This window comes from Aquimarina ulvae (assembly GCF_053613295.3).
The window spans coordinates 89,059-114,943 of record NZ_JBSIBP030000010.1; the positions used below are offsets into that span (position 1 = coordinate 89,059).

Consider the following 25,885-nt stretch of genomic DNA (forward strand, 5'->3'; position numbering starts at 1 on the left):
TAATCAGAATTTTACTAATTTCAAAATTATATTAAACTTATTTACACAAAATAGTTTAAGAATCTAACATAATTATGTACATTTGCACCGAAATTTAGGAACCGAAATCTGACCTAGAATGCAAAAAATTAGTGTAGTTAGAATTTTTATGACCTTGGCCTTGATTCTCACTTCTTTGAATCTAGTAGCAAAAGATACTGAGAAAGTAGAAAAAGAAGGTAAAGATGGGTTGAAGACTGAGATAAAAGAATTTATTGATCATCACCTTCAGGATTCACACGATTTTACATTATTTTCTGATAAAGAGACTGGTACGCATTATGGTTTTCCACTTCCAGTAATTTTATGGGATGATGGTCTTAAGATTTTTTCTTCGTCCAAATTTCACCACGGAGAGACTGTTGCCGAGGTAGATGGGGATTATTACAAATTATATCACTCCAAAATATACAAGACGGATGCTCAAGGTACGATTGATTACGATGAGGACCATCACCCAACAAACGATAAACCTTTAGATTTTTCGATTACAAAAAACGTGGTTAGCATGTTTTTAATTGGACTACTCATGTTTTTTATGTTTAGAGGGTTGGCAAAATCGTATAAAAAGAATAATGGTATTCCTAAAGGAGTTGGGCGTTTCTTAGAACCTTTAGTTCTTTTTGTTAGAGACGAAATCGCAATCCCTAATATCGGAGAAAAGAATTATAAAAAGTACATGAGCTTTTTATTGACTATCTTTTTCTTTGTTTGGTTTTTAAATTTATTGGGAATGACACCGCTTGGAGTAAATGTTACCGGAAATATTGCAGTGACTTTTGCATTAGCGTTAATTACTTTTTTAATTACAAACTTTACTGCTAATAAAAACTATTGGGGACATATTTTCTGGATGCCGGGTGTTCCTACATTTATGAAAATAGTGCTAGCGCCGATAGAATTGTTAGGAGTTTTTATAAAACCATTTTCATTAATGATACGTTTATATGCCAATATGACTGCGGGTCACGTGGTATTAATGAGTATCGTGGGAATGATGTTCTTATTTAAGAGCTGGATCGGTAGTCCATTATCATTTGGGTTAGCATTTGCGCTATCAATATTAGAATTATTGGTAGCGGCATTACAAGCATATATATTTACGATGTTGTCTGCATTATACTTCGGTATGGCAAATGAAGAGGCACATCACTAAAACGATAATTATAATTGTTTAATTTTTTTAATTCTTTACTATGGAAGGTTTAAATTATGTAGGAGCTGGTTTGATTGTTATCGGTGCTGGTTTAGGTATTGGTAGAATCGGTGGACAAGCAATGGAAGCTATTGCACGTCAACCAGAAGCTTCAGGAAAAATCCAAACGGCTATGCTTATTGCAGCAGCACTTATTGAAGGTATTGGATTTGCAGCGTTATTCGCAGCTTAATTTACAGGTAATAGCTGTAACGGTTGGTTACAGCTATTACTACGTTTTAAAATTAAACAATAAAGAAATAACATAATTAAATTATGGAGAAGTTAATAAATGATTTTTCATTCGGTCTGTTTTTTTGGCAGATACTTTTGTTTGTAGGATTACTATTATTATTAAGAAAATTTGCTTGGAAACCTATTCTTGATTCGGTTAACAATCGTGAAGAAGGAATTAAGAACGCATTAGAATCTGCAGAAGCGGCTAGAAAAGAAATGCAAAACCTTCAGGCAGACAATGAGCGTATTCTTAATGAAGCACGTGCAGAAAGAGACGGAATGCTTAAAGAAGCAAGACAACTTAAAGAAAGTATGATTGCTGATGCTAAGGCCGAAGCTCAGACTGAAGCAGATAAAATTGTCGTACAAGCTCAAGCAACAATTGAAAGCGAAAAAAAAGCGGCTATTGCAGATCTTAAAAGTCAGGTAGCAGGTCTTTCTGTAGAGATAGCTGAAAAAGTGGTAAGAAAAGAATTAGCTGACAAAGACAAACAACTAGAGTTGGTAGAGTCTATGTTAGGAGATGTTACTTTAAACTAATCATAACATGAGTAGAGCAGCAATACGTTATGCAAAGGCAGTTTTGAGTTTAGCTCAGGATCAAGGTGCCACGAAGGATATTCAGAAAGATATGCAAGATATTATCACCACAATCGATGGTAGTTCTGATCTTAAGATGGTAATAAATAGTCCTTTAATTAAAAGTGAAGTAAAGCTAGCTTCTTTACGTGAGATCTTCAAGAACACAGGAGATGTTACACAAAAATTATTTGACATCTTGATTACCAATAAAAGAGTGAATTTGCTAGAAGATGTTGCCAGACAATATATTGCTTTATTTGATCAATTGAATAACACTCAGGTTGCCAAAGTGACTACTGCAATTCCTTTGAATAAGGCATTAAGTGCATTGGTGCAGGCAAAAGTAAAAGAGTTAACCGGAAATGAAGCGACCATTGAAAACGTTATCGATGAAAGCATTATTGGAGGTTTTATTCTAAGAGTTGGTGATTTACAATATAATGCGAGTATAGCAAATAAGCTTACGAATTTAAAAAGAGAATTAAGTAATTAACAATTGCTTTATTAATATAAATTTAATAATAAGAGAATGAGTATTCGTGCTCATTTTTGCAAACTATTATAAAATGGCAGAGGTGAATCCTGCTGAAGTATCAGCAATATTAAAACAACAATTATCTGGATTTGAGGCTACGGCTTCGCTGGAAGAAGTAGGTACAGTATTACAAATTGGTGATGGTATCGCCAGAGTATACGGATTGTCCAATGTACAGTATGGAGAATTAGTGGAATTCGAATCTGGATTAGAAGGAATCGTACTGAATCTTGAAGAGGATAATGTTGGAGTAGTACTTTTAGGCCCTTCAACGGAAGTAAAAGAAGGTGTAACTGTTAAACGTACACAAAGAATTGCTTCTATTAATGTGGGAGAAGGAATTGTAGGTCGTGTGGTGGATACTTTAGGAAATCCTATCGATGGAAAAGGTGCGATCGAAGGTGAAACCTTCGAAATGCCATTAGAACGTAAAGCTCCTGGAGTAGTTTTCCGTCAGCCAGTAACAGAACCATTACAGACAGGAATCAAGTCCATTGATGCGATGGTACCGATAGGTAGAGGACAACGTGAGTTGGTAATCGGCGACCGTCAGACTGGTAAAACAACAGTGTGTATCGATACGATCCTTAACCAAAAAGAATTTTATGATGCTGGTGAGCCGGTTTACTGTATCTATGTGGCTATTGGCCAAAAAGCATCGACAGTTGCATTAATTTCTAAAGTATTAGAAGAAAAAGGTGCATTGGCATATACAACTATCGTTGCGGCAAATGCTTCTGATCCTGCTCCTATGCAGGTATACGCTCCATTTGCAGGTGCTGCAATTGGTGAGTATTTCCGTGATACAGGTCGTCCTGCTTTAATTATTTATGATGATTTATCTAAGCAAGCAGTTGCATATCGTGAGGTGTCGCTATTATTGCGTCGTCCACCAGGGCGTGAGGCATATCCTGGAGATGTATTCTATCTTCACTCTAGATTATTAGAGCGTGCTGCAAAAGTAATTGCAGATGACAGTATTGCAAAAGATATGAATGATCTTCCTGATTCTTTAAAAGATAAGGTAAAAGGTGGTGGATCGCTAACGGCTTTACCAATTATCGAAACACAAGCTGGTGACGTATCCGCATATATTCCTACCAACGTGATTTCGATTACTGATGGTCAGATATTCTTAACGTCAGACTTATTTAACTCTGGTGTTCGTCCTGCAATTAATGTTGGTATTTCAGTATCTCGTGTAGGTGGATCTGCGCAGATTAAGTCAATGAAGAAAGTAGCAGGTACACTTAAATTAGATCAGGCACAGTTCCGTGAACTAGAAGCATTTGCTAAATTTGGTTCTGACCTTGATGCGGCTACTCTAAATGTAATTGAAAAAGGGAAGCGTAACGTAGAAATCTTAAAGCAAGCTCAAAACGATCCGTATACTGTAGAAGATCAGATTGCGATCATCTATGCTGGATCTAAAAATTTACTAAGAGATGTTCCTGTAAATAAAATAAAAGAATTCGAAAGTGATTATATAGAATATCTTAATGCGAAGCATAGAGATACACTAGACACTTTGAAAGCTGGAAAATTGACAGATGAAGTAACAGACGTATTACTTTCGGCTTGTAAAGAGATTTCAGCAAAGTATAAGTAAATAGTATTGAGTACAGAGTAGTAAGATTTTCAAATTTTTAGTACTCTGTATTTTATAAAAGTTATAATATTAGAAAGGTATTGTTTTAGAAAGTATTAACTACTAACTACTCAATACTCAATACTAAGAAAAATGGCAAATTTAAAAGAATTACGTAGTAGAATTACCTCTGTATCTTCAACGATGCAAATTACCAGTGCCATGAAAATGGTATCGGCAGCAAAGTTGAACAAAGCACAGATGGCCATTACTGCTATGCGTCCTTATGCAGACAAGCTTACCGAGTTGTTACAAAGCCTAAGTGCTTCACTCGAAGGAGATAGTGCAAGCTCATATGCTGAGCAACGCGAGGTAAATAAGGTTTTGGTAGTAGCAATTGCTTCTAATCGTGGTCTAGCAGGTGCTTTTAATTCTAATATTGTTAAAGCCTCTAGAGAGTTATGCAATCATGTATATGCTGGTAAACAAGTTGACTTTTTAACCATCGGAAAAAAAGTGAATGACATTGTTTCCAAAACGCATACGGTTGTTGCTAATAAAAATGAAGTTTTTGATGAGCTGACTTTTGCTAATGTTGCAGCGATCGCAGATGACTTAATGGAGTTATTTACAAAAGGTTCTTATGACAAAATTGTAGTTGTATATAACAAGTTTAAAAATGCAGCCACTCAGATAGTAACTACAGAACAGTTTTTACCAATTCAGCCAGTAGAAATTGAAGGCAAAAAGAATGCTAATTTGGATTATATTTTTGAACCATCAAAAGAAGAGATTGTTGAAGAATTAATTCCAAAATCTTTAAAAACACAGCTTTATAAGGCAATTCGTGATTCTTTTGCTTCTGAACACGGAGCCCGTATGACAGCGATGCATAAAGCAACTGATAATGCTACCGAATTAAGAGATTCTTTAAAATTACAATACAATAAAGCTAGACAGGCTTCTATTACTAATGAGATCTTAGAGATCGTTGGTGGTGCAGAGGCATTGAATGGATAAAAACACATTAAATTTATATAAAAAGAGGTCATATAGTAAAATATGACCTCTTTTTATATAAATTATCTTAAGCACTTTAAAAATCATGAAAAATAATAAAACCTTACTGCTTTCTTTTTTGTTTTTAATAAACAACTTTTTGTTTTCTCAAGTTTCAACTTGGGATTTTAAAGAGGAAGAATATAAAAATCTTGAAAATAGAACTACTCTCTTTGTTCTCGATATTTATGAAAAGGATTCTTTAGAGAAAGTAATTTCAGCAGTTTGGACTTTTAATGATTTTAAGGTTATATCTGCTGAGGAGTATAAAGATTATGATAGAAATTCTAAGTATGCTTTATTTTCATTAGGATCTAGTAGTAGTACTTTGAGCTCAAACTCTACCAATAATTGGTTTTATACTAGCACATTTACAAGAAATTATTACAAGTATGAATACCATATTAAAGATGGTAAAAAGAAAACTAAAAATATTGCTAAGGTATACCTTAGTCTTAATTATGGTTTAGGTTATCTTAAAAATCAATTAAAAGAGGTTAATAGGCTACTTTTGAAAAATGAGAAACATGGATTTTATGGCAATCACGAAAACTCAGAAAAACTAGCAGATTTAAAAGATAAAACGCTTTACGTTCCTGAAGAAATAAAAATGAGACTACATCCAAGAAAGTTAGAACTTGTCGATAGAAAAGATGCTGACGAGCTTTTTAAGGGCTATTCGTGGAAATATGAATATATTGATAGAAAGAGTTTACAGAGTAAAATATTGAATGCTACTGAAAGCTTTTATTATTTAATGTCTACTAGTGCTGCAAACGAGAAGTTTGTGGAAGTAATAGACGGATATACCGGAGAAATAATATACCACGATTATAATGCGATGTCTGTCGATCTCACGTCAAAAAATGTAGAACATTTAAATTCTAAGATTCAATAGACTCTAACAGTAAAACTTATGACCTCATACACCCCGGTGTATGAGGTTTTTTGTTTTTTTTATGATAAAGCAGGTATTCGTTTTTTATCTTTAATGGAAAAAAGAAAAATGAAGACAAGTAAACTTTTTGCGCTATGTATTATAGCAATTTTCGTATCCAATCTTAATGCCCAGGAATCAGAAACCCTATATGAAGCGGGCGATATAAAAATGGGGCTAGCAGCCGTTCCGCTAATGGACTTCAACAATGGGTATAGTGGTGTGGTAGCCAAACCTAGCTTATCCTATTATGTGTCTGAGCGTTTTGCCATCAATACAGCAGCTTTTGTGTTGTTTCCTCAAGACATAGAACAAGAAAATGGCATAGATGCAGAGGTGCAAGCCTATGGTTTTATTCCTTCTTTTAAGAAACATGCAATTAATAGTGGTAAATTTAGTTTTTATTTAGAGTCTGGAGTCGGAATCGGTGCCATACGTTATAAAGCAAATGATCCTGCAGATATCGCTATCGAAGATAATAGTGGAGGATTATTGTTACTAACTGCCGGTGCCGGAATTAATTATAAATTTGCGAAGTGCCTGGAATTAGAATTCGGAGTTCCCTATATGTATGGATTGAATATTACGAATGGTAACGATTCTAAATTGTTCTCTGGAGTTGCTTTTAATTTTGGAATGAATATTGTTTTTAACACTAGAGATATTAAAAAATGGAAAACAAAAATGCGGGAACGCATGAAAGAAAAATGGGAAACAGAACAATAAAAATACAAAAGCTTATTACCAACATAGGTCTATTGACCTTGCTCGCAGCTTTTACACAATGTGCAACAAGTCAAAAAATTGATCAAACAGCACCTGTTCAGCTAACCGATCCTTATTTTCAAAATTGGGTAGCTGGTGTCAAAGGAGGAGGCTCAGGATTCATGATATATCTTCCTGTGGATGCAACTTCTGATGTGCAATTAGAGACCGCTTATTTTAAGGGAAAAGAGGTAAAATTAGAACGCAAACGGAATGAAGCCGTTTACGTGGGGCGATATACGGATCCTAAGACAATAGAAAGAGATATGGTGATGAGTAGTGATCCAAAGGAAGAATATACTAACAAAGTTCCTCAAATTGAAGAAAAAATACCCTTCGAACTAAAACAAGAAGAATGTGTAATTGCGTACAATAAGAACGGTACAAGAGGATATTTCAAAATAGATAAATTACCAGAGAAGGAATTGAAAGCATATCCGATGCAGCCGAGGCAATAAAAATTGTATTTTTAAGCCCACAATTAAATAGCAGTTGGGAATTTTTCAAAAACTTTTTAAGCAAACTTTTATATATGGAATGGCAACAGTGTTACCACGCATGTTGTCATTTCTTTTGGTGCCTCTATACACCGATCAATTACCTACAGAGGAGTACGGTAAAGTCTCCATCATCTTTTCGTATTTTGTGTTATTCAATGTGATGTTAGCGTATGGAATGGAAACTGCTTTTTTCAGGTTTTTTAGTAAGGAATCTGATAAGGAAAAAGTAGCAAGCACCTCTGCAATATCAATTGCCGCTTCATCTTTGATTTTCTTAGTGATAGCTTTGTTACTCAGAGAGCCGATATCAACATGGATTGAGATTAAGTTGGAGTACATAAACTTGGTTATATGGATATTACTTTTAGATGCTTTGGTGATTATTCCTTTTTCCTGGTTAAGAGCAAAAGAACGTCCAATTAGATATGCAATTATTAAAATAACGAATGTTGCGATCAATTTTGGACTTAATATATTCTTCTTACTCTATTTAAAACAACTTTCCTTTCATTTTTCAGCGTTGGATTGGATTTATAAGGACGATTATGAGATTAATTACATTTTTATTTCTAATGTAATAGCAAGCGGATTTGCTTTGTTGGTATTATTACCCTTCTATACTAAGATCAAATATCGTTTTGATATTACCTTATGGAAAAAGATGATGAAATATGCGACACCAATTCTGGTAGCTGGAATAGCATATTCGATTAACGAAACTTTCGATAGAATACTATTGGATAAATTATTGCCGGATAATGTAGCCGAACATATGGTAGGTGTATATGCTGCTTGTTATAAATTAGCACTGTTTATGACTTTATTTGCCACTGCTTTTAGGTTAGGAATAGAACCCTTTTTCTTCAATTATGCTGCAAGTAAAAATGCGCCAGAAACGTATGCAAGAATTACCAAATATTTTGTGATTTTAGGATCTTTTATCTTCTTGTTGGTTATTGTGTTTGTTCACGTATTAAAAGTTGCCTTTTTACGAGATGTATCTTATTGGGAAGCAGTAAAGATTGTTCCTTTTATTTTATTAGCTAATTTCTGTCTGGGTATCTATCATAACCTTTCAGTATGGTATAAAGTAACAGACAGAACTAAATTTGGAGCTTATATCTCGGTTTTTGGTGCTATCATCACTTTGACGCTTAATTTTCTGTTGATTCCAAAGTATACGTATGTAGGTTCAGCAATTGCAACGTTAGGAGCTTATGGAACTATGATGATATTGTCGTGGTATTTAGGGAGAAAATATTACCCGATACCTTATGACCTTAAAAAAATGGGAATGTATCTGATGCTATCAATTGGTTTTTCTATCATTTCTTTTTACGTCTTTGATAGTAATTATATGATTTCTGTCCCTCTGTTACTAGTGTTTTTAGTAATTTTGTATGCCTCCGAAAAAAAAGAACTAAAACGAATATTAAAAAAGTAATCTTTTGTTTTCTTCATTCTACAGGCCTTAGGGGATGTAGTTGAGAAAACATAACGATTTATATAAAATAGTATGCAAATAAATATCATTAACAAGTCATCACACAAGTTACCACATTACGAAACCATTGCTTCGGCAGGAATGGATCTGAGAGCAAACATCCCAGAACCAATAACGCTTAAACCTTTAGAAAGAGCTATTGTTAAGACCGGATTATTTGTAGAATTACCGGTAGGTTTTGAAGCACAAGTACGTCCACGAAGTGGATTGGCCGCCAAAAAAGGAATCACAGTATTAAATGCTCCCGGAACAGTGGATGCAGATTACAGAGGCGAAATAGGAGTAATTCTGGTTAATTTGTCTCAAGAAGATTTTGTTATAGAAAATGGAGAAAGAGTAGCACAGTTAGTCATCGCAAAACATGAAAGAGCAGAATGGAATGAAGTAACAGCGCTTTCAGAAACCTCAAGAGGAGCAGGTGGTTTTGGAAGCACAGGAGTGAAGTAAAAGTTAACAGAAGTAAGCAAGTGGTCTCAAGATATAAAACAGCTCTTTTGTGGGCAATTCTTTTTAAAGAGAAATATCTAGAGGACGTTACCTAATGTTTTTTCTATTCTGAAACAATATGTCAATTAACCAATTAAAATAAACAAAACAAAGCATGAAAATCATAGTACCCATGGCAGGTAGAGGCTCTAGATTGAGACCTCATACGTTAACAGTTCCTAAACCATTGATTCCGGTAGCCGGAAAACCAATCGTTCATCGATTAGTTTCTGATATCGCAAAAGTGTTAGGAGAACCTGTAGATGAAATTGCTTTTGTATTGGGAGATCCTGCATTTTTCGGAGATGATGTTGTAGAAAACTTAATTGCACTGGCAGAAGAACTAGGTGCTAAAGCTTCTGTCTACAGACAGGATCAACCGTTAGGAACAGGTCATGCTATTATGTGTGCAAAGGATTCCTTATCAGGGCCAGCCGTTGTTGCCTATGCGGATACACTGATCAGAGCAGATTTTAATCTGGATAAAGAGGCAGACTCTGTTATTTGGGTCAAACAAGTGGAGCAACCAGAGGCATATGGTGTAGTCAAACTAAATGACAAAAAACAAATCGTAGAATTAGTAGAGAAACCAAAAGAATTTGTTTCTAATCTTGCTGTGATAGGAATCTATTATTTTAAAGATATTAGCGTATTAAAAAATGAATTACAACACGTTTTAGATAATAATATTATTAACGGAGGCGAATACCAGATTAACGATGGTATCAAGAGAATGATGGCAGATGGAAAAACATTTGTAACGGGTCAGGTTGAAGAATGGATGGACTGTGGAAATAAAGATGTCACTGTAGAAACCAATAGCAGAATGCTAGGTTTTTTAGAAAATGATGGAGAAAAATTGATAAATGAAAGTGTTTCTTTAGAAAACGCGAAGATCATTCCGCCTTGTTATATAGGAAAAGGAGTGACTATAAAGAATGGATCTGTCGGTCCCAATGTTTCTATAGGGAATGATTGTAGTATCGAAGATAGTATAATTAAAAATAGTCTGATACAAAACCAAACTATCATAAAAAATGCTAACTTAGACAATGCTATGATTGGAAATCACGTATACTACGACGAAAAGTATACCACCATTAGTATTGGAGACTATGCTACTTTGGAATAATTTGTGATTCACTTTTTTGAAAAATTTGTATGACTAAGTATTGGAGACATATCATAATGGCTATCCTCTTTTTTGGAGGGGGAATGAATGTTGTTTTTTCTCAAGAACCGGAATCTCTCAAAAAAATTGAGATTTTAGACGATCTTGGCGATGTGTCTGATGTATTTAAAGAAAGTTTCTTTGAAGCGTTAAAACAAAGAGCGATTACTAACTATGAGAAGGCAATTAGCGCTTTGGAAAGATGTATTGAAGCCAATCCAAAGCCGGTAGCATTATACTATGAGTTAGGTAAGAATTATCTGGATTTGAAAAAGTATGATCGGGCTGCTAATAATTTTAAAAAGGTTTTAGAAGAAAAACCAAATGATAGATATGTGCTGGAACTCTTATTTGAAGTATATTTTAAGCAAAGAAAGTATACAGAATCTATCGAAGTTGTTGAAAAATTAGCTGATTATGACAGTATGTATAAAGAGCAGTTAGCCAATTTGTATTTTTTGGAAGAAAGGTATGATGATGCACTAACTGTTGTTGATGCGCTCATTGAAGAATTGGGCATAGACTCGTACAGAGATAAGCTACGAAAAAAAATAATGCTAAAAATTAGCAACCCAAACTCTCAAATTACTCGATTAGAAGAAAAAATAGCAGAAAATCCTAAGGAAGAACAAAACTACTTAAACCTCATTTACTTATACAGTCAGGATAATCAGGAAAACAAAGCTTTTGGCACTGCTCAATTACTTTTGGAACAGAAACCAAAATCACAATTGGCTCATTTAGCATTGTACAAATTCTACCTGAATAATAAAAGCACTGATGAGGCTGTAAATTCTATAAAAATTGTTTTGGCAAGTGATAAAATAGATGCAGAGTCTAAATATAAAGTCATAAATGACTTTCTGATATTTGTGGATAAAAACCCAAGTTACGAATCAAAACTTATTGAGGTAACCAACGTATTCTCTGAAGATTCTGGAAGCAGCAAAGTGTTTACGGAAATAGGAAATTACTTCTATGACAAAGATAAGAAGGAAATTGCGCTTAATTATTACGAAAGAGGATTAAAAGATAATGTAAATAACTTTGGGGTTTTAAGAAAGATGTTGTTATTACAGCTTGATTTAAAGAGATTTGAAAAGGCAAAAGAAGGAAGTGAACTGGCAATAGAAATGTATCCCTCTCAACCGATTTTATATCTGGTACATGGTGTTTCTTTGATTAACCAAAATAAAAATGAAGAAGCGATAGATATTTTGAGTATCGGGATGGATTACATCATTGATGATCTCAAAATGGAATCGGATTTCTACGATCAAATAGGAGAGGCGTATCTAAAAATGGGTGATGAAGTAAAGGCGTCAGAATACAAAGAAAGATCTTTTCAACTTAAAAAAAAATCATAAAAAGTAATGAATAGAGCATTGTATCTACTATGTTGTTTGCTAATTGTACTACACTCTTGTAAAGGAACTAAGGCGCTTTCCGATACTAAAACCAAACGATTAAAAACAGAAAAAATAGTAAACAATCACTATAATAATGCCTTCAATTTTACTACAATCAATGCTAAAGTAAAGGTACGGTACGATGACGGAAAACAATCGTTTAGCCCAAATGTTACATTGCGCTTAGAAAAAGACAAAAAAATATGGGTAAGTGCAAAACTATTGGGAATCACGTTGGCCAAAGCACTGATTACACCAGAAAAAGTTAGTTATTATGAGAAGATTAACAACACTTATTTCGAAGGCAATTTTCAGTTACTTAGTGAGTGGTTAGGGACTGATTTAGATTTTGAAAAAGTCCAGCAATTATTATTGGGTCAAGCATTATTTAATCTTAAAGATGAAAAATATGTGTCTTCTATAGAAAATCAAAAGTATAGACTGACCCCAAAAAAAGAGTTGGAATTATTTGAACGATTGTTCGTGTTGTACCCTGATAATTTTAAAATGTTTTCTCAGCAATTAAAACAGCCTTTAGAAAATAGAAACCTGCTTATTAGTTACGGTAGTTACCAAAATGTTGGAAATCAGAGTTTCCCTAAAGAAATCAGTATTTTAGCTTCAGAAGGAATCGCAAGAACCTCAATTATGATTGATTATCGAAGTGTAGATTACAATGCCAACGTAAGTTTTCCGTTTAAAATACCATCAGGATACGAGCAAGTAACTATAGAATGAGGCTACAAAAATTCATATACATTATCGGAATGCTAAGTATAAGCATTTCATCATTTTCTCAAAGTGCCAAGCAACAACAGTTGGAAGAACAACGTCGACGACTTAAAGAGCAGATTGAGCAAATGAGATCTTTACTGGCTGACACCAAACTTAAGGAACGCTCTGTACTGGATGAAGTAGAAACATTAAGCTCTCAGATTACTACGAGACAAAACCTCATAAAAATTACAAATCAGCAGGCAAATCTATTAACAAGAGAGATTAATACCAATCTTAAAAAAATGGAATCCTATCGAGCAGAGCTGAAGACATTAAAAAAAGATTATGCTAGAATGATTGTAAAATCTTATAAAAGTAAATCACAGCAAAGTAAAATTATGTTTCTCTTGTCGTCATCAGATTTTGCCCAGGCATATAAACGGCTTCAGTATATGAAACAATATAATGAGCATCGCAGAGAACAGGCAAATCAGATACAAATGCGTGCCGAAGAACTAAGGACGTTAAACAATGACTTGTTAGCACGAAAAAAACAAAAAGAAGTACTAGTAGAAGAGAATAGAGAGGCTCAGGAACGACTAAAGGAAGAAAAAAAGCAACAGCAATCTCTAATGGCATCTATCAGAAAAAAAGAAGGCACTTATAAAAAGGAAATAAAAAAGAAACAGGAACAGGCAAGTGCGATTGATAAAGCCATTGAAAAACTGATTCGAGAAGCTATTGCCAAAGCCAATAAAAAAGCTGGAAACAAAGCTTCTAAAAAAGGATCCGCTACAACTTTTGCTTTAACACCTGAGGATAAGAAATTAGCTGATAATTTTACAGCTAATAAAGGAAAATTTCCATGGCCGGTTGGAACGGGAAAGCTTACTAAAAAATATGGAAGACAACCACATCCAACATTACCTAACATCCAGATTAATAGCAGTGGGGTAGAGTTAGAGACACGGCCTGGAGAAAAGGCCAGAGCCATTTTTGAAGGAGAAGTAATGGCTATCCAAAAATTAAAAAATGCAGGTAGATTAGTACACGTAAGGCATGGTAATTATATAACGGTATATTATAATCTTGAAAAAATTTCTGTAAAAGAAGGACAAAAGGTTTTAACAAAACAGAGCATTGGAGAGGTTCGGGTAAACCCTGCAACAGGGCGTGCTATTATGAAATTTTTAATTTTCAAGGATACAAAGAAAATGAATCCACAATCCTGGATCTATAAAATGTAATAGAATAACAGAAATAGCTATTATTTCGGTTGTAGTATTTTTGGTTTCCATACTTACATTTTTTTCAGGATCTGGGCTAGGAACCATCTTAACACCAGTACTGATGATTTTCTTTCTGGTGGAGATTTCTATTGCATTGACTGGCGTGGATCATTTTTTAATAGTGTTTTTAAACTGTTTTAGTGGGTAAAATGTGGATAAAGCAGTGTTGCTTCGCTTCGCGGGATTCGGGCAGTTTTGGCTTCTATTTTTGGTGCACGGGTGCTGATTAATATCCTAGACATTAAACCACTTTTTTACATACAGTTTATTTGATAAAAAATTTGAAGTTTTCCCAGTAAAATTTATTATTTCAATAGCAATTATCATTTTTTCAAGTATGGACTTAATCCCTTATTTCTCGAAAAAAATTTGATAAAGAAAAATTTCCTCTTGGAGAGGTATGTTAAGTAGCTTTTTTGGAGGTTTATCAGGCAATCAGGGAGCATTGCGTAGAGCTTTTTGATTGAAGCTGGTCTCTCTAAAGAGGAATTTATCGGCGCTGCAGTGGTGGTTGCTTCTACTCTTATAGATTTTACACGGCTTAGTGTGTATGCAACAAATGTTGCTCAATTAGGTGTCGAAGAGAATTTGCCATTGGAGGAGCATTTATCGGTATGAAGCTACTAAAGAGAGTTGCTTTAAAATTTCTTCAAATTGTAGTGGCAATTATGTTGATTTTAATTTCTATAGCTCTGGGAGCAGATTTTTTATAAACAACTAGAAGGTTTCTTATAAAATCACCTCATATCTTTGTTTAATTTCTTTATAACCAAAAAACAGAATCGATTATAAAATCCTCCTTCTTAATAGAAGGAATGCATAAGATCTATGGACATTAGTATTAATGAACGCTTATGAAGACTAAGTAAATAGCGCTTTTAATTCTGTGGCATCATCTGGTTTCATTTTACCGGCAAGAACCAAGCTTAATTGCTTACGACGAAGCGCTGCCTCATAGCGTTGTTGTTCTAACGCTGTCTCCGGTTTAATTTGCGGAATGGATACCGGTGCGCCGCTTTCATTCACCGCCACAAACGTGTAAATAGCTTCGTTTGCTTTAGTTTTGTCACCACTTTGCCTGTCTTCTATCCAAACATCTATCACTACCTCCATAGATGATGTAAATGCACGAGAAACCTTTGCTTCTACTGTCACCACACTCCCTAATGGGATTGCTTTGCTAAAAGCTACATGATTTACCGAAGCTGTTACTACAATTCTTCTGGAATGTCGTCCAGCAGCAATTCCTGCAGCACGGTCCATACGTGCTAACAATTCACCTCCAAAAAGATTGTTAAGCGGATTAGTTTCTCCTGGTAAAACGAGGTCGGTTAATATAGTTCTCGATTCTGAAGGATATCTGGCTTCCATATATTTCGGTAATTTTTGGCAAAGATAATCAGGTATGATAAACTACTGGCTATAGGATCACATAAAACTGATATACAGCTAATTTGATTAATTGACGGATTTTTAGCGTTTTTGCTAAAAAATAAAAAAGAATGCGAATTATCACTAGCGATTAGTGTCGAAACTGAATAATTACTCAGAACTGATTGAGAAAAATGTTTTGAAAGAAATAAGATTTAAAGTTCCTGTACTAACAACCAAGCGCGACGATCTTGTTGATTTTTGATACGTTGCAATGCTTCTAATGCCTCAAATCTGTTTTGATAACTACTATATACGACTTGGTGTAATCCATATTTATTTACCCCAATCAATCGTGCGTCAAACCCATTGGCTTTTAGCTTTTGCACTTTTTTAGTAGCATTTCTTTGTATTCTGAAAGCTCCTGCTACCACGTGATATTTACCTGAAGTTTCAATGATATCAGTCTCAGAATGTTCAGAAGAACCTTCTTTGGTCTTAATAATGTTTAAATTAATTGCTGGCAATGGACTTGCAATTTCAAAGGTAGCTTGTTGGATTTTGCTTTCAATCTCCTTTTCCGCATTTATTGATATGCGATCATTTTCTAAATCAACTTTTTTGTTGAACTGATTTAATCCTATAGAGCCTGCGACACCAATCCCTAAAATCAAAATTGCGGCATATTTTAAATATGGGCGTTCCCGTCTTCTTTCTGGAGTGAAAACAATAGGAGTAGTTTCTTCAATAGCTTCTGCCTGTTCCTTATAAACTTCTCTGGCTACCTTAGGTATTACCACTTCTTCAGTAGCTTTCTCTTCTTTGCGAATAATAGAAGGCGATATAAAAGAATTCAACCCGAAAGCTTCTGTTAGGTAATTGATGTCCTGAGAGGGTTCAAACTGTAAGGTGTCTTCAACAGCTATAAAAAAATAACCGATTCCATTTAATTCTATTCTTTTTCCGGATGCCATTTTATCGTGTAAAGACAATACATAGCGCTGAATTTTGGCAACCGCGTCTGTATAAGATATGTTCTCAGCACTAGCAATATAATTAGCTAATAAACCATCATTATTCTGTAATTGACTATTAAACGAAATTGATTTTTGAGGAGGAAAAAAAGCGTGGGTGGATTCCTGAATCATAGCAGATTGACGCTTTGTTAAAAAAGCACCGAACCCTGGTAAAATTACACATTCATATCTGTATAATAATTCGCTTATGTATTTTGCTGTGTTATTCATCACCCCCTTCTTAATATGCTGTCTGTTATTGATAACTCAAAGGTAAAATTTTTTGGTTCTAAATATAACTATCCTGCCTGATTTTATTAACAGTTTTGTTTTTTTTCGTTTCTTGTACTGACTTATAATACATTAGATGACCACAGAAAAATTAATTGCATTACTTACTTTAAAAAAAGCACCAAATTTAGGAGATAGTTCTATCAAAAAATTAATTAGAGCAGTAGGTTCTGCAGAAGCCGTTTTGAAAGAGAAGCCATCAAGGTTGTTAAAAATTGATGGCATCGGAGCTATAAAGGTTAAAGAAATTCATAAAAGCGAACATCAGAAAGCTGCTGAGCATGAGTTGAATTTTATACTCGATAATCGTATCAATTATACTGCCTATGACGATACGGATTATCCAGAGAAATTGAGACATTGCATAGACGGTCCGGTAGTTTTATTTGGTAAGGGGAATATAGACTTAAAAAACAAAAAATTGCTAAGTATCGTTGGTACTAGAAAAGTAACAAGTTATGGGGTAAGATTTTGTGAAGAATTAATTGAAACCATCGTTCCATTAAATCCAGTAATTGTCTCGGGCTTTGCATATGGTGTGGATATAACAGCGCAGAGAGCTGCGGTAAAACATAACCTACAGACTGTAGGTTGTCTTGCTCACGGATTAAATCAGGTCTATCCTAAAACTCATAGAAAGTATATGTCTCAGATTGAGGAAAATGGAGGCTTTTTTACGGATTTCTGGAGTACCGATACCTTTGACAGGAAGAATTTTCTGGGTCGTAATCGCATCATAGCCGGATTAAGCGAGGCTACGATTGTAATTGAAAGTGCTGATAAAGGAGGTTCCTTAGTAACCGCTGAAATTGCAAATTCGTATAATCGAGATGTTTTTGCTGTACCAGGAAGAGTCGACGATCCACAGAGTGCAGGTTGCAATATGCTTATCAAAACACAAAGAGCTCATATGCTGACCACTGCTGCCGACCTTCTCTATATGCTAAATTGGGAACTCGAGGAAAAAGAAAAGCCAGTCGTGCAGAAACAGTTATTTGTAGAGTTAGAAGACGACGAGAAGAAGGTTTTTAGCTTTTTACAAAAAAACGGAAAAGAATTACTGGATGTGATTGCGTTACAGTGCAAAATCCCCACGTTCAAAGCAGCATCGATTCTTCTGAATATGGAATTAAAAGGAGTGATCAGGCCGTTACCTGGTAAGTTGTTTGAAGTGGTTTGATTAATTTAGAAGTTCTCTGGCTACCGGTACTATCTTCTCAACCCATAAACTATATTGATATCCGCTTGGATGCAAGTTATCTGTAGCCAAAGCACCTTCAGAATCACCTAAATCCCTGGAAATCGTGGTGACATCAATGAATACTATTTCTAATTCATCACAAGTTTGTTGTATATAACTGTTATACATATCAATCTCTGATGCAATTACTTCACTATTGTTAGATCCAAAAGGGGTTACACCATAGTCCGGAATAGAAACAACAATTATATGATCTTTTTGATCATTTGCTAAGGAGATCGCCTTGCTTAAAAGAACATTAAATTCTGATTGAAAAGTAATAAAATCTCCTCGTTGGAATTGATTGTTGACTCCGATAAGTAAGGAAACTAAATCATGATTTTCTGGGTCTGTTTCCTCTATACCACTGATCAGATCTCTCGTAGTCCATCCGGTTTGTGCAATAATCGATAATTGTTCTATTTTTTTTGTGTGACCGCCAAAAGCATCTTTTAACTGAAAAGGCCAACGTTCATTTTCAGAAACTCCTTGACCGATAGTGTATGAATCACCTAATGCTAAAAAAGAGAATTTTTTAATCTCTTCAGTTTCTTCTTCTTCTTCAATCATTAACAAAGTATTATCATCAGAAGAACACCCGAAAATGAGTATAAAAAGTAAAAGCAGAATAGAAGGTATATTTTTGGTCATTTTTAAAGTTATGAATTATTCTTCAAATAATACCCGCGCAAACCTTTAAGCGTAAAATCTTTTTCACAGATTGCACTACTTGTTTTTTATAAGCTGCATCAGTTTTCATTTCGGTAAGAATAGCATTTATGGTTGCGTTTTCATTTTGTGGCATAAGGATGAGGTCGCATCCGGCTTTGGAAGCTAATAATGGGGCGTTATCAAGAATTGTAACAGCTTTCATAATGTTTAGTGCATCAGAAATGATAATTCCCTTAAAACCCATTTCTTCTTTAAGCAATCCGGTAATTATTTTTCTGGAACAACTGGACGGTAATCCATTGGTACCGTATTTTTCATTGTTTTGAATCGTAATATGAGCAATCATGATAGATAAAACACCATCTTCTATGATTTTTTTGTAATTAGCCGCTTCTTGTAAAGGACCGTCAATATAGACGCTTTGTTTATGTGTATCACCTTTTACCAAACCGTGACCGGGAAAATGCTTGGCAGTTGCAATAATTCCGCCTTCTTGGGTGCATTTTATAAACTGATTAGCAAGGCTAATTACAGAGTCTTTATTACTACCGTAGCTTCTCGATTTAATAGCAGCATTACTGGCACTTATATCCAAGACGGGAGCATAGTTATGGTGAACACCTATTGACCTAAGCTCTGTATTGATCGTGTTGACTACTGCATCTGATTGTGCTTCGGTTTTGATATCTATTGTTTTTCCTACGTCTTTCGCTCCTTTGATACGGCTGGCAAATAAGCTTGGCTCCGCATCCATACTAAAAAGCAACGGAAGCGTCTTATTTTTAAAGGAAATCTCGTTTAAAGCATTGATATTTTCTGTATGCTTATTTTTACTTCCTTTTAGGAAAACTACACCACCGATAGCATCATTTTCAGTCAGTTTTTTTACAGTAGTTATAGGTTTACCTAATTCGCCTGCCGAGGATATAATCATTTGGGCTACTTGTTGCCTTTCTGAAAGCGTATGATAGATAGAATCTACAGTGTATTCTAATTCTGAGTCATAGGAGTAGAAATCTTGTAGATTAAACTTTTTGGACTGCGCCTGGATTTGTAAACAACATAAGATTGGAAGAAGTAATAACAGTAAATATCGCATAAATAGCATTTAGGGTTGGTCAATAGATTAAGATTCGATCGGAACACCTTCCAACTGACCCCATTCGCTCCAGGAGCCATCGTAAATCCATAGGTCAGTATATCCCGAAAGTTCTGCTGCTAATAAAATAATACAGGCAGTAATACCAGAACCGCAGCTAAAGATCAGTTTTTTATTTTCAATATCAAAATCCTTAAATAGGGCAATGAGTTCTTCAGTAGGAATCATTTTTTCGTTTTGTAAAACTTTAGTGTAAGGAAGGCTAAGAGAATTAGGTATATGTCCTCCTTTTAAATCGGATCTGGGCTCAGGTTCTGTGCCACGGTATCTTCCATAAGAACGGGCATCAATGATGAGCGAATTTGAATCGCTCATTTCACATAAAACTTCTTTAGCAGTTATGATGTGTTTGGAACGATCATTTATTTTAAAATTCCCAACAGGAAAATTAGTTGAAATGTCTTTGTTTTCAGTAGGAAACCCATTGTTGAACCATTCTGGAAAACCGCCATCAAGTACTGCTACGTTTTTATGACCAAAAACAGTAAACATCCACCATGCTCTTGGACTTGAATAAATGCCAATAGTATCGTACACGATAATGGTTGAGTCAGCACCAATTCCTAGTTCTCTACATTTTTTTTCGAAAACTTGAGGATCAGGAAGCATGTTGGGCAATTCAGCGTGTTGATCAGAAAATGATTTTTTAATATCGAAAAATCGAGCCCCTGGAATTTTTAAAAGCTGGTGATTGGATTTATTAGAAGAAGTTACTTTTTTTATACTAGCATCTAGAATGATAACATCTGGATGGTCTATATGATCATAAAGCCATTGTGCAGAAACCAATGGTGCATCTATTGTTTTCATTTTACAGTATTTTTTAAGGTATTTGATAGTTTTCCAACATTCTTCTAGATTTGAATTGTAGTTTGTTCTTAAAATAAGTGGTTCCTCCCATAATTTCTCCTTTCCAACCCATGGTTTGCTTAGCCCATCGGTGTAAATTGAAATCATCTGTATGCTTAATGATTTTATTATCCTCAAATTTAAAATAAGTATGTACTTTATTAAGAACAGGCTTTTTTTCTTTACCAAAAGAGTATCGAGCTTCCCAGTAGGCAGAACCTTCAGAACCATTGACGTTAACATTAGAATACTCAATCTGCATGTCTTTGCCATTTTCAAAAAGCCAATACCACATTTTTTTAGCCGTTTGCCCTTTCAACTCACCAAAAATGGGATCATTGAAAACGATATCATCATGATAGAAAGAAACCATTTTTTCTGCATCGTGATTACTTAATGCGGTATAAAAAGTATGAACTAATTCTGTCATTGTAACTAAAATTTCTAATACTGGATAATGATCAATGCTCTAAAAAATGCGATTATTGATCCACTGTACCGGTCTGTTATAACATAAAAAAGTAAGCATTTAATACTTTGGATTCTATAATTTTTAGTTAAAATCCCTTTAAGTTAATTAGGTTGAAACTTATCTAGAAGTCTGTTGGTTTGTTGATGTATTTTTTTCTTAAAAAAATTAGTGCCTCCTAATAATTTTCCTTTCCATCCAATTGCTTGTGAAGCCCATCGGTGCAAATTAAAGTGATCGGTATGTTTGATGATTTTACCATCTTTAAACTCAAATTCTGCATCGATTTTGTTATGTACTGTTCTTCCTGTTTGGCTAAAAGTATACCACGCCTCCCAGTGTGCAGATCCTATTTGGTCATCTGCTTTAATATTAGAAAATGCTATTTTAAGATTGTTACCATTTTTGCAAAGCATTTGCCACATTTTCTTAGCTTTATCGCCTTTTAATTTTCCAAAGGCTGGGTCTTCAAAAGCGATATCATTGTGATAACAGGAAATCATTTTTTCTGCATTTTGCTCTTGCAAACCAGTATAAAATTTTTCGATTAGTTCTTTCATGTTTATAAAGTTACGAAGAAATATACCTTCATTATAAATTCTCATCTATAGTTGTACAACTTCTTATCCTTTTCTTTTTTCTAATTCGAGATAAAGATGTTCCACTTTATCCCTTGCCCAGGGTGTTTTTCTTAAAAATGTAAGACTGGATTTAATCGAAGGATTATTTTTAAAACAGTTAATAGGAATTTTATGCGCTAGTTTTTCCCACCCATAATGTGCTACCAACAATTCCAATATTGTTACTAATTTCATCCCGTGTAAAGGATTATTAGGTTGTTTTTTGCTAGTGACGTTTTGATTGTCCATTTGTTAGATTATTAATTACAGCGGTTATAATTTTTTTATTAGAATTTTTATAAAGTTTCGTTTAAAAAATAAAATTATTCCTCAAACCAATTATATTCATTACAAAAATCCAAAGACTTATTAATTATATTAGAATAATTTTTCAATGGCTTGTTAAATAAACCAACGAATAGGACATCTTTATTGGGGAAATAGAAATAGAATGAATTAAATCCACCAACTTCACCAGTATGATAAATCATATCTGTTTTGTATCTAGATTTAGTCTTTGGTGTTATGAACCAACTATATCCAATTTTCGGATCAATAGTGTCCTTCCAATTGTCAGGTCTGTGAATAGTTCTCGATTCTTTCAAAAGTTCTTTACTTAAAAACTTATTTTCTTTTATAGACTCCTCATAATTAGCTAAATCCATTACAGAACTCCAAATCCCACTATTTCCAGATGCTGCGAATGTAGGAACTTCACCATAATCACTTTGTACATAATGACCGTCTTTACATTGGTAAGCATGAGCTACTTCATTTTGTGGATATGCCCCGTCTGTTATCTTACTATTATCCATATCGGCACGCACAAAGATGTTTTCAACAATAAATTTTTGCCATTTATCTTTTGTTATCTTTTCTATAATTAATGCAAGGCCATTGAACGAAGGGTTCGAATATTTATATTTTTCTCCTGGTTCAAAATCAAGACTGTCAGTTAATTTCAAAGGAGCAAAATTCCCACTATCCTTTGCCGATAAATAAAACTCTATATTTTCATGAACCTTTCTATTATCTGGTAAACCGGAAGAATGCGATAATAAATGCTTTATCTTAATTTTATCTGCAATTGCTTTATTTTTAAAATTTTTAAAATATATCGAAAGACTGTCTTCTAGAGAAAGAAGACCTCTTTCTTTCAATATAAGTACTCCGTTCGAGACAAAAGTTTTTGAAATTGAACCGGTATTAAAAACAGTATGTTCCGTTATTTTTTCATTTGTTTCAAGATTAGCAAGCCCAAAGTTCTTCATGTAAATTATATCTTTTCCTTTTTTCAAAAGAACTGAACCACCTGGCGCTAACGATTCAATTTCTGATTCTAATAACTCATCAAGTTTTAATTTTAAATCATTATTATTTGTTTTAACCTTACAGGAAACTAAAAATATAAAAGGAAGGAGGTATCGTATAATTTTTTTTTGACCCACTATGGCATTGGTTAATCGTTAAGAACTTTCGGATAAGGCATTAATCCATTTTATCAGCTAACTTTTTAAATATCTTCTTTGGATTCTTGTTTTCATATAAAATGTCATGAACCGCATCAATGATTGGAGTACGTGTATTTTTATTGGCATCTAGCTCATAAGCAGTTTTGGCCGCATAGTAGCCTTCAGCTATCATGCTCATCTCCATCTGAGCACTTTTTACGGTATACCCTTTACCAATCATATTCCCAAACATGCGATTACGTGAGAAGGTGGAGTATCCTGTAACTAATAAATCTCCCAAATAGGCAGAATCATTAATATTACGCTTCATTTTATGAACTTTTTTTATAAAACGTTTCATTTCTCGGATAGCATTACTCATCAAAACACTCTGAAAATTATCTCCATATCCTAATCCATGTGCTATGCCTGCAGCAACAGCGTAAATGTTTTTTAGAACAGCAGCGTATTCGGTTCCGATAATATCATCACTAACTTTGCATTTGATATATTCACTACTTAGTTTTTTTGCCATGATTTCTGCTTTGGCTTCATCATTAGAGGCAATCGTTAGGTAAGAAAGCCGCTCTAGTGCTACTTCTTCAGCGTGACAGGGACCAGTAATAACTCCTATGTTGTTAAAAGGAATTTGATATTCATCATGAAAATGTTCTCCTACAATTAATCCTGTTTTAGGAACGATTCCTTTTATAGCCGAGAAAATTACTTTGTTTTCTAAAGAGGTGGTGAGCTTTTCTAATTCGTTATGTAAAAACGCGGATGGAATGGCAAAAATCAAGTAATCTGCATACGATACCACTTCGTTAATATCGTTGGTAAGTTTAAGCTGCTCCAGTTTAAACTCTACAGAACTCAAATAATTTGGATTGTGTTGTTGTCTTTTGAGATGTTCTAAAGCATATACACTTCTCATGTACCAACCCACTTCAGGTAGGTTTTCGGTAAGCATTTTTACAATAGCAGTAGCCCAACTACCACCTCCAATGACTGCAAATTTTAATTCTTTATCCATGTAAAATGATTGTGAGTTCAAAAATAAGCAAAATACATTTCAAAATAAACAACTGATAATCAATTAAATATGTTTTTGGCACGTGTTTTGGTTTCTTATTACTGAATTTGAAAACAAATAGGTTATGAAGACTTTACAATTACTTTCGGCTTTTATATTTGGCTCCGTGCTTTTAACTTCTTGTGTAACAGAGGTTGTTATAGAGGATGATGTTTATATTGATGAACCAGTAATCAGTTTGGATCAAGTACTAAGTACTTACGAAATATGGTATGTGGATATAGAACGTACGCAGGGTAGTGGAGAGATTCCGTTTCTTCAAAAAGCTTTTACTGTCTCATTTCAGAATGGAACTTTTTTTGCTAATAATAACTTAGTTGGTATGGGAAGTAACGGAAACGGTTTTGGATTAGATGTAGGGTATTATAATACATTCGGTATGGAAGTGGATATAAGTCACGATCTGGATGGAACATATAGTCTGGATGTTACCCAATACACAAATAATGAAATACGATTATATGATGGGGTTACAAACACCAGCTATTATTTAATAGGGTATCAAAGAAATACTTTTGATTATGATAAAGTATTTTATGATAATATTCACTACTTCTTACACGAATATGTAACCTGGGAAAAAGTATATACAAGTGAGTTTGGAGCCCTAAATGAGTTTGATAATGAGAATTATTTACAATTTCTATATTATGGATCGGGCGATAATTTTAGAAGCTCAGAAGACGTTAATGTGTCTAATATCAATGATATATACTACGATTATACCGGTTATTATGCAGTAGATGATGTCCCTAATAATTTCTATATGAAAAATTTAACACTTGATTACGATTATTTGGACAATGAATATTTCGAGTTGACCGTTATTAGTGATAGTAGGATTGAATTGTTTCACCCTGATTCTGGAACTGTTTATGAATTTGTGGGTAGAGGATATCTTCAGTTTAAAAATGCTAAAGATGGAAAACCTACTCAGAATACTAAGAAAAGAATAAAAAAAGCAGATTTTATGAAGCTTACAAAATAGAAAAGTCGCGCTAGACGATATAAATTTTTTTGGTTGGTTATTTAGTTGGAAATCGCTCTACAAGAGAAATCTTGTCTGAGCGATTTCTTTTTAGTGAAATAGCCTGACCTGCATAAAGAAAAAATGATCAAAACTTATTTTTAGGTCTTATAATTTTTCAAGTATAGTATAAATAAAATATGATGGATAATTCCCTTACTTTACAGTGTGGTAATTGATATTAAACAATTGACAATAAGGTATAAAATTAACAAAAAAGAGAAGATTTTTTGTGTAAATAATGACAAAAAATATAATCTTTTTTTATCTTTAAAACATTAATAAATCAATTTAATAGTATGCTAAAAAAAATTTTAAACATCGACAACAGTAAGAAACTAAGTAAGAACGCACAAAAATCTATACAAGGTGGAGGATTCCCTTTCTTTGATGAGTGCTGTTCATGTGTTTTCAGACCTGGAAATAGTCCCTATCCAATTTTCATCACTCAATCATGTTCAGATCCCTGTCCTGTAGACGGAAGTACGGAATATGAAGATACGGGTTGCTAATCCAAAAGGATAAGCGGACTTTAGTCCGCTTTTGTTTTTTTAAACAAGATTGTTTTAGTTTTAAGAAAGATTTCCTGTCATTTCCTTAATTTTATACTTCAA

General features: G+C 34.0%; 28 protein-coding genes. 18 read left to right on the forward strand and 10 right to left on the reverse strand.

Translation table 11 applies throughout. The annotated features are described in order from the left end of the window. The first annotated feature begins 118 nt into the window (after window positions 1-118). The 15 genes from atpB (at window position 119) to ACWGOQ_RS18865 (ending at window position 13,971) form a co-directional block, all read left to right on the forward strand. A complete protein-coding gene (gene atpB / locus ACWGOQ_RS18795; RefSeq protein WP_452055807.1) occupies window positions 119-1,195 on the forward strand; it encodes a F0F1 ATP synthase subunit A in 1,077 nt (358 codons plus the stop codon). Window positions 1,196-1,235: 40 nt separating this feature from the next. Further along, window positions 1,236-1,427 carry an ATP synthase F0 subunit C gene (atpE, locus tag ACWGOQ_RS18800; protein WP_027394417.1) on the forward strand — a complete coding sequence of 64 codons (192 nt, stop codon included), beginning with the start codon at window positions 1,236-1,238 and terminating at the stop codon, window positions 1,425-1,427. A gap of 83 nt (window positions 1,428-1,510) precedes the next feature. Continuing rightward, window positions 1,511-2,011, forward strand: coding sequence for a F0F1 ATP synthase subunit B (locus ACWGOQ_RS18805; RefSeq protein WP_452055806.1), 501 nt, complete (start codon window positions 1,511-1,513; stop codon window positions 2,009-2,011). Window positions 2,012-2,018: 7 nt separating this feature from the next. After that, entirely contained in the window at window positions 2,019-2,546 is a 528-nt protein-coding gene (gene atpH / locus ACWGOQ_RS18810; RefSeq protein ID WP_452055805.1) for an ATP synthase F1 subunit delta, read from the forward strand. 73 nt (window positions 2,547-2,619) lie between these two features. Next, window positions 2,620-4,197 carry a F0F1 ATP synthase subunit alpha gene (gene atpA, locus ACWGOQ_RS18815; RefSeq protein WP_452055804.1) on the forward strand — a complete coding sequence of 526 codons (1,578 nt, stop codon included), beginning with the start codon at window positions 2,620-2,622 and terminating at the stop codon, window positions 4,195-4,197. A gap of 132 nt (window positions 4,198-4,329) precedes the next feature. After that, a complete protein-coding gene (gene atpG, locus ACWGOQ_RS18820; RefSeq protein WP_452055803.1) occupies window positions 4,330-5,196 on the forward strand; it encodes an ATP synthase F1 subunit gamma in 867 nt (288 codons plus the stop codon). 85 nt (window positions 5,197-5,281) lie between these two features. Next, window positions 5,282-6,133 carry a hypothetical protein gene (locus tag ACWGOQ_RS18825; RefSeq protein WP_452055802.1) on the forward strand — a complete coding sequence of 284 codons (852 nt, stop codon included), beginning with the start codon at window positions 5,282-5,284 and terminating at the stop codon, window positions 6,131-6,133. Window positions 6,134-6,151: 18 nt separating this feature from the next. Next, on the forward strand, window positions 6,152-6,898 hold the full coding sequence (locus tag ACWGOQ_RS18830; protein WP_452055801.1) for a hypothetical protein: 747 nt from the start codon (window positions 6,152-6,154) through the stop codon (window positions 6,896-6,898). Next, the gene (locus tag ACWGOQ_RS18835) at window positions 6,844-7,395 is read left to right on the forward strand and encodes a hypothetical protein (protein WP_452055800.1); all 552 of its coding nucleotides are present in this window, start codon (window positions 6,844-6,846) and stop codon (window positions 7,393-7,395) included. The genes ACWGOQ_RS18830 and ACWGOQ_RS18835 overlap by 55 nt, the downstream gene beginning before the upstream one ends. Window positions 7,396-7,429: 34 nt before the next feature. Further along, window positions 7,430-8,881, forward strand: a complete 1,452-nt coding sequence (locus tag ACWGOQ_RS18840) for an oligosaccharide flippase family protein (protein WP_452055799.1) — start codon at window positions 7,430-7,432, stop codon at window positions 8,879-8,881. Between the two features lie 72 nt (window positions 8,882-8,953). Continuing rightward, complete coding sequence (dut, locus tag ACWGOQ_RS18845) at window positions 8,954-9,388, forward strand: dUTP diphosphatase (protein WP_452055798.1); 435 nt, start codon at window positions 8,954-8,956, stop codon at window positions 9,386-9,388. Between the two features lie 154 nt (window positions 9,389-9,542). After that, window positions 9,543-10,559, forward strand: a complete 1,017-nt coding sequence (locus ACWGOQ_RS18850) for a sugar phosphate nucleotidyltransferase (RefSeq protein WP_452055797.1) — start codon at window positions 9,543-9,545, stop codon at window positions 10,557-10,559. Window positions 10,560-10,588: 29 nt separating this feature from the next. Continuing rightward, entirely contained in the window at window positions 10,589-11,965 is a 1,377-nt protein-coding gene (locus ACWGOQ_RS18855; protein WP_452055796.1) for a tetratricopeptide repeat protein, read from the forward strand. Between the two features lie 6 nt (window positions 11,966-11,971). Further along, complete coding sequence (gene lolB1, locus ACWGOQ_RS18860) at window positions 11,972-12,745, forward strand: lipoprotein insertase outer membrane protein LolB1 (protein WP_452055795.1); 774 nt, start codon at window positions 11,972-11,974, stop codon at window positions 12,743-12,745. Window positions 12,746-12,774: 29 nt separating this feature from the next. Further along, on the forward strand, window positions 12,775-13,971 hold the full coding sequence (locus tag ACWGOQ_RS18865; RefSeq protein WP_458202839.1) for a murein hydrolase activator EnvC family protein: 1,197 nt from the start codon (window positions 12,775-12,777) through the stop codon (window positions 13,969-13,971). A 903-nt stretch (window positions 13,972-14,874) separates the two neighbouring features. Here ACWGOQ_RS18865 and ACWGOQ_RS18870 read toward each other — a convergent pair. Then, complete coding sequence (locus ACWGOQ_RS18870) at window positions 14,875-15,384, reverse strand: acyl-CoA thioesterase (protein ID WP_452055793.1); 510 nt, start codon at window positions 15,382-15,384, stop codon at window positions 14,875-14,877. Between the two features lie 215 nt (window positions 15,385-15,599). After that, a complete protein-coding gene (locus tag ACWGOQ_RS18875) occupies window positions 15,600-16,631 on the reverse strand; it encodes an HU domain-containing protein (protein WP_452055792.1) in 1,032 nt (343 codons plus the stop codon). Window positions 16,632-16,767: 136 nt separating this feature from the next. Here ACWGOQ_RS18875 and dprA point away from each other — a divergent pair, with 136 nt between their 5' ends. Further along, window positions 16,768-17,871 (forward strand): DNA-processing protein DprA, encoded by a 1,104-nt coding sequence (gene dprA, locus ACWGOQ_RS18880; protein WP_452055791.1) that lies wholly within the window; start codon window positions 16,768-16,770, stop codon window positions 17,869-17,871. Here dprA and ACWGOQ_RS18885 read toward each other — a convergent pair whose 3' ends face one another. The 8 genes from ACWGOQ_RS18885 to ACWGOQ_RS18920 form a co-directional block, all read right to left on the reverse strand. Further along, entirely contained in the window at window positions 17,872-18,582 is a 711-nt protein-coding gene (locus ACWGOQ_RS18885; RefSeq protein ID WP_452055790.1) for an SGNH/GDSL hydrolase family protein, read from the reverse strand. 22 nt (window positions 18,583-18,604) lie between these two features. Beyond that, a complete protein-coding gene (locus tag ACWGOQ_RS18890; protein ID WP_452055789.1) occupies window positions 18,605-19,702 on the reverse strand; it encodes a glycoside hydrolase family 3 N-terminal domain-containing protein in 1,098 nt (365 codons plus the stop codon). A 27-nt stretch (window positions 19,703-19,729) separates the two neighbouring features. After that, on the reverse strand, window positions 19,730-20,572 hold the full coding sequence (locus ACWGOQ_RS18895; RefSeq protein WP_452055788.1) for a sulfurtransferase: 843 nt from the start codon (window positions 20,570-20,572) through the stop codon (window positions 19,730-19,732). A 13-nt stretch (window positions 20,573-20,585) separates the two neighbouring features. Then, complete coding sequence (locus ACWGOQ_RS18900; RefSeq protein ID WP_452055787.1) at window positions 20,586-21,041, reverse strand: nuclear transport factor 2 family protein; 456 nt, start codon at window positions 21,039-21,041, stop codon at window positions 20,586-20,588. A 143-nt stretch (window positions 21,042-21,184) separates the two neighbouring features. Beyond that, window positions 21,185-21,640, reverse strand: a complete 456-nt coding sequence (locus ACWGOQ_RS18905; RefSeq protein ID WP_452055786.1) for a nuclear transport factor 2 family protein — start codon at window positions 21,638-21,640, stop codon at window positions 21,185-21,187. A gap of 63 nt (window positions 21,641-21,703) precedes the next feature. Beyond that, window positions 21,704-21,949 carry a VF530 family protein gene (locus ACWGOQ_RS18910; protein WP_452055785.1) on the reverse strand — a complete coding sequence of 82 codons (246 nt, stop codon included), beginning with the start codon at window positions 21,947-21,949 and terminating at the stop codon, window positions 21,704-21,706. A 74-nt stretch (window positions 21,950-22,023) separates the two neighbouring features. Then, a complete protein-coding gene (locus tag ACWGOQ_RS18915) occupies window positions 22,024-23,148 on the reverse strand; it encodes a serine hydrolase domain-containing protein (protein WP_452055784.1) in 1,125 nt (374 codons plus the stop codon). 40 nt (window positions 23,149-23,188) lie between these two features. After that, entirely contained in the window at window positions 23,189-24,184 is a 996-nt protein-coding gene (locus ACWGOQ_RS18920; protein WP_452055783.1) for an NAD(P)H-dependent glycerol-3-phosphate dehydrogenase, read from the reverse strand. Window positions 24,185-24,308: 124 nt separating this feature from the next. Here ACWGOQ_RS18920 and ACWGOQ_RS18925 point away from each other — a divergent pair, with 124 nt between their 5' ends. Next, window positions 24,309-25,232 carry a nicotinic acid mononucleotide adenyltransferase gene (locus ACWGOQ_RS18925; RefSeq protein ID WP_452055782.1) on the forward strand — a complete coding sequence of 308 codons (924 nt, stop codon included), beginning with the start codon at window positions 24,309-24,311 and terminating at the stop codon, window positions 25,230-25,232. A gap of 338 nt (window positions 25,233-25,570) precedes the next feature. Continuing rightward, entirely contained in the window at window positions 25,571-25,783 is a 213-nt protein-coding gene (locus tag ACWGOQ_RS18930) for a hypothetical protein (protein WP_452055781.1), read from the forward strand. Window positions 25,784-25,885 lie beyond the last annotated feature (102 nt).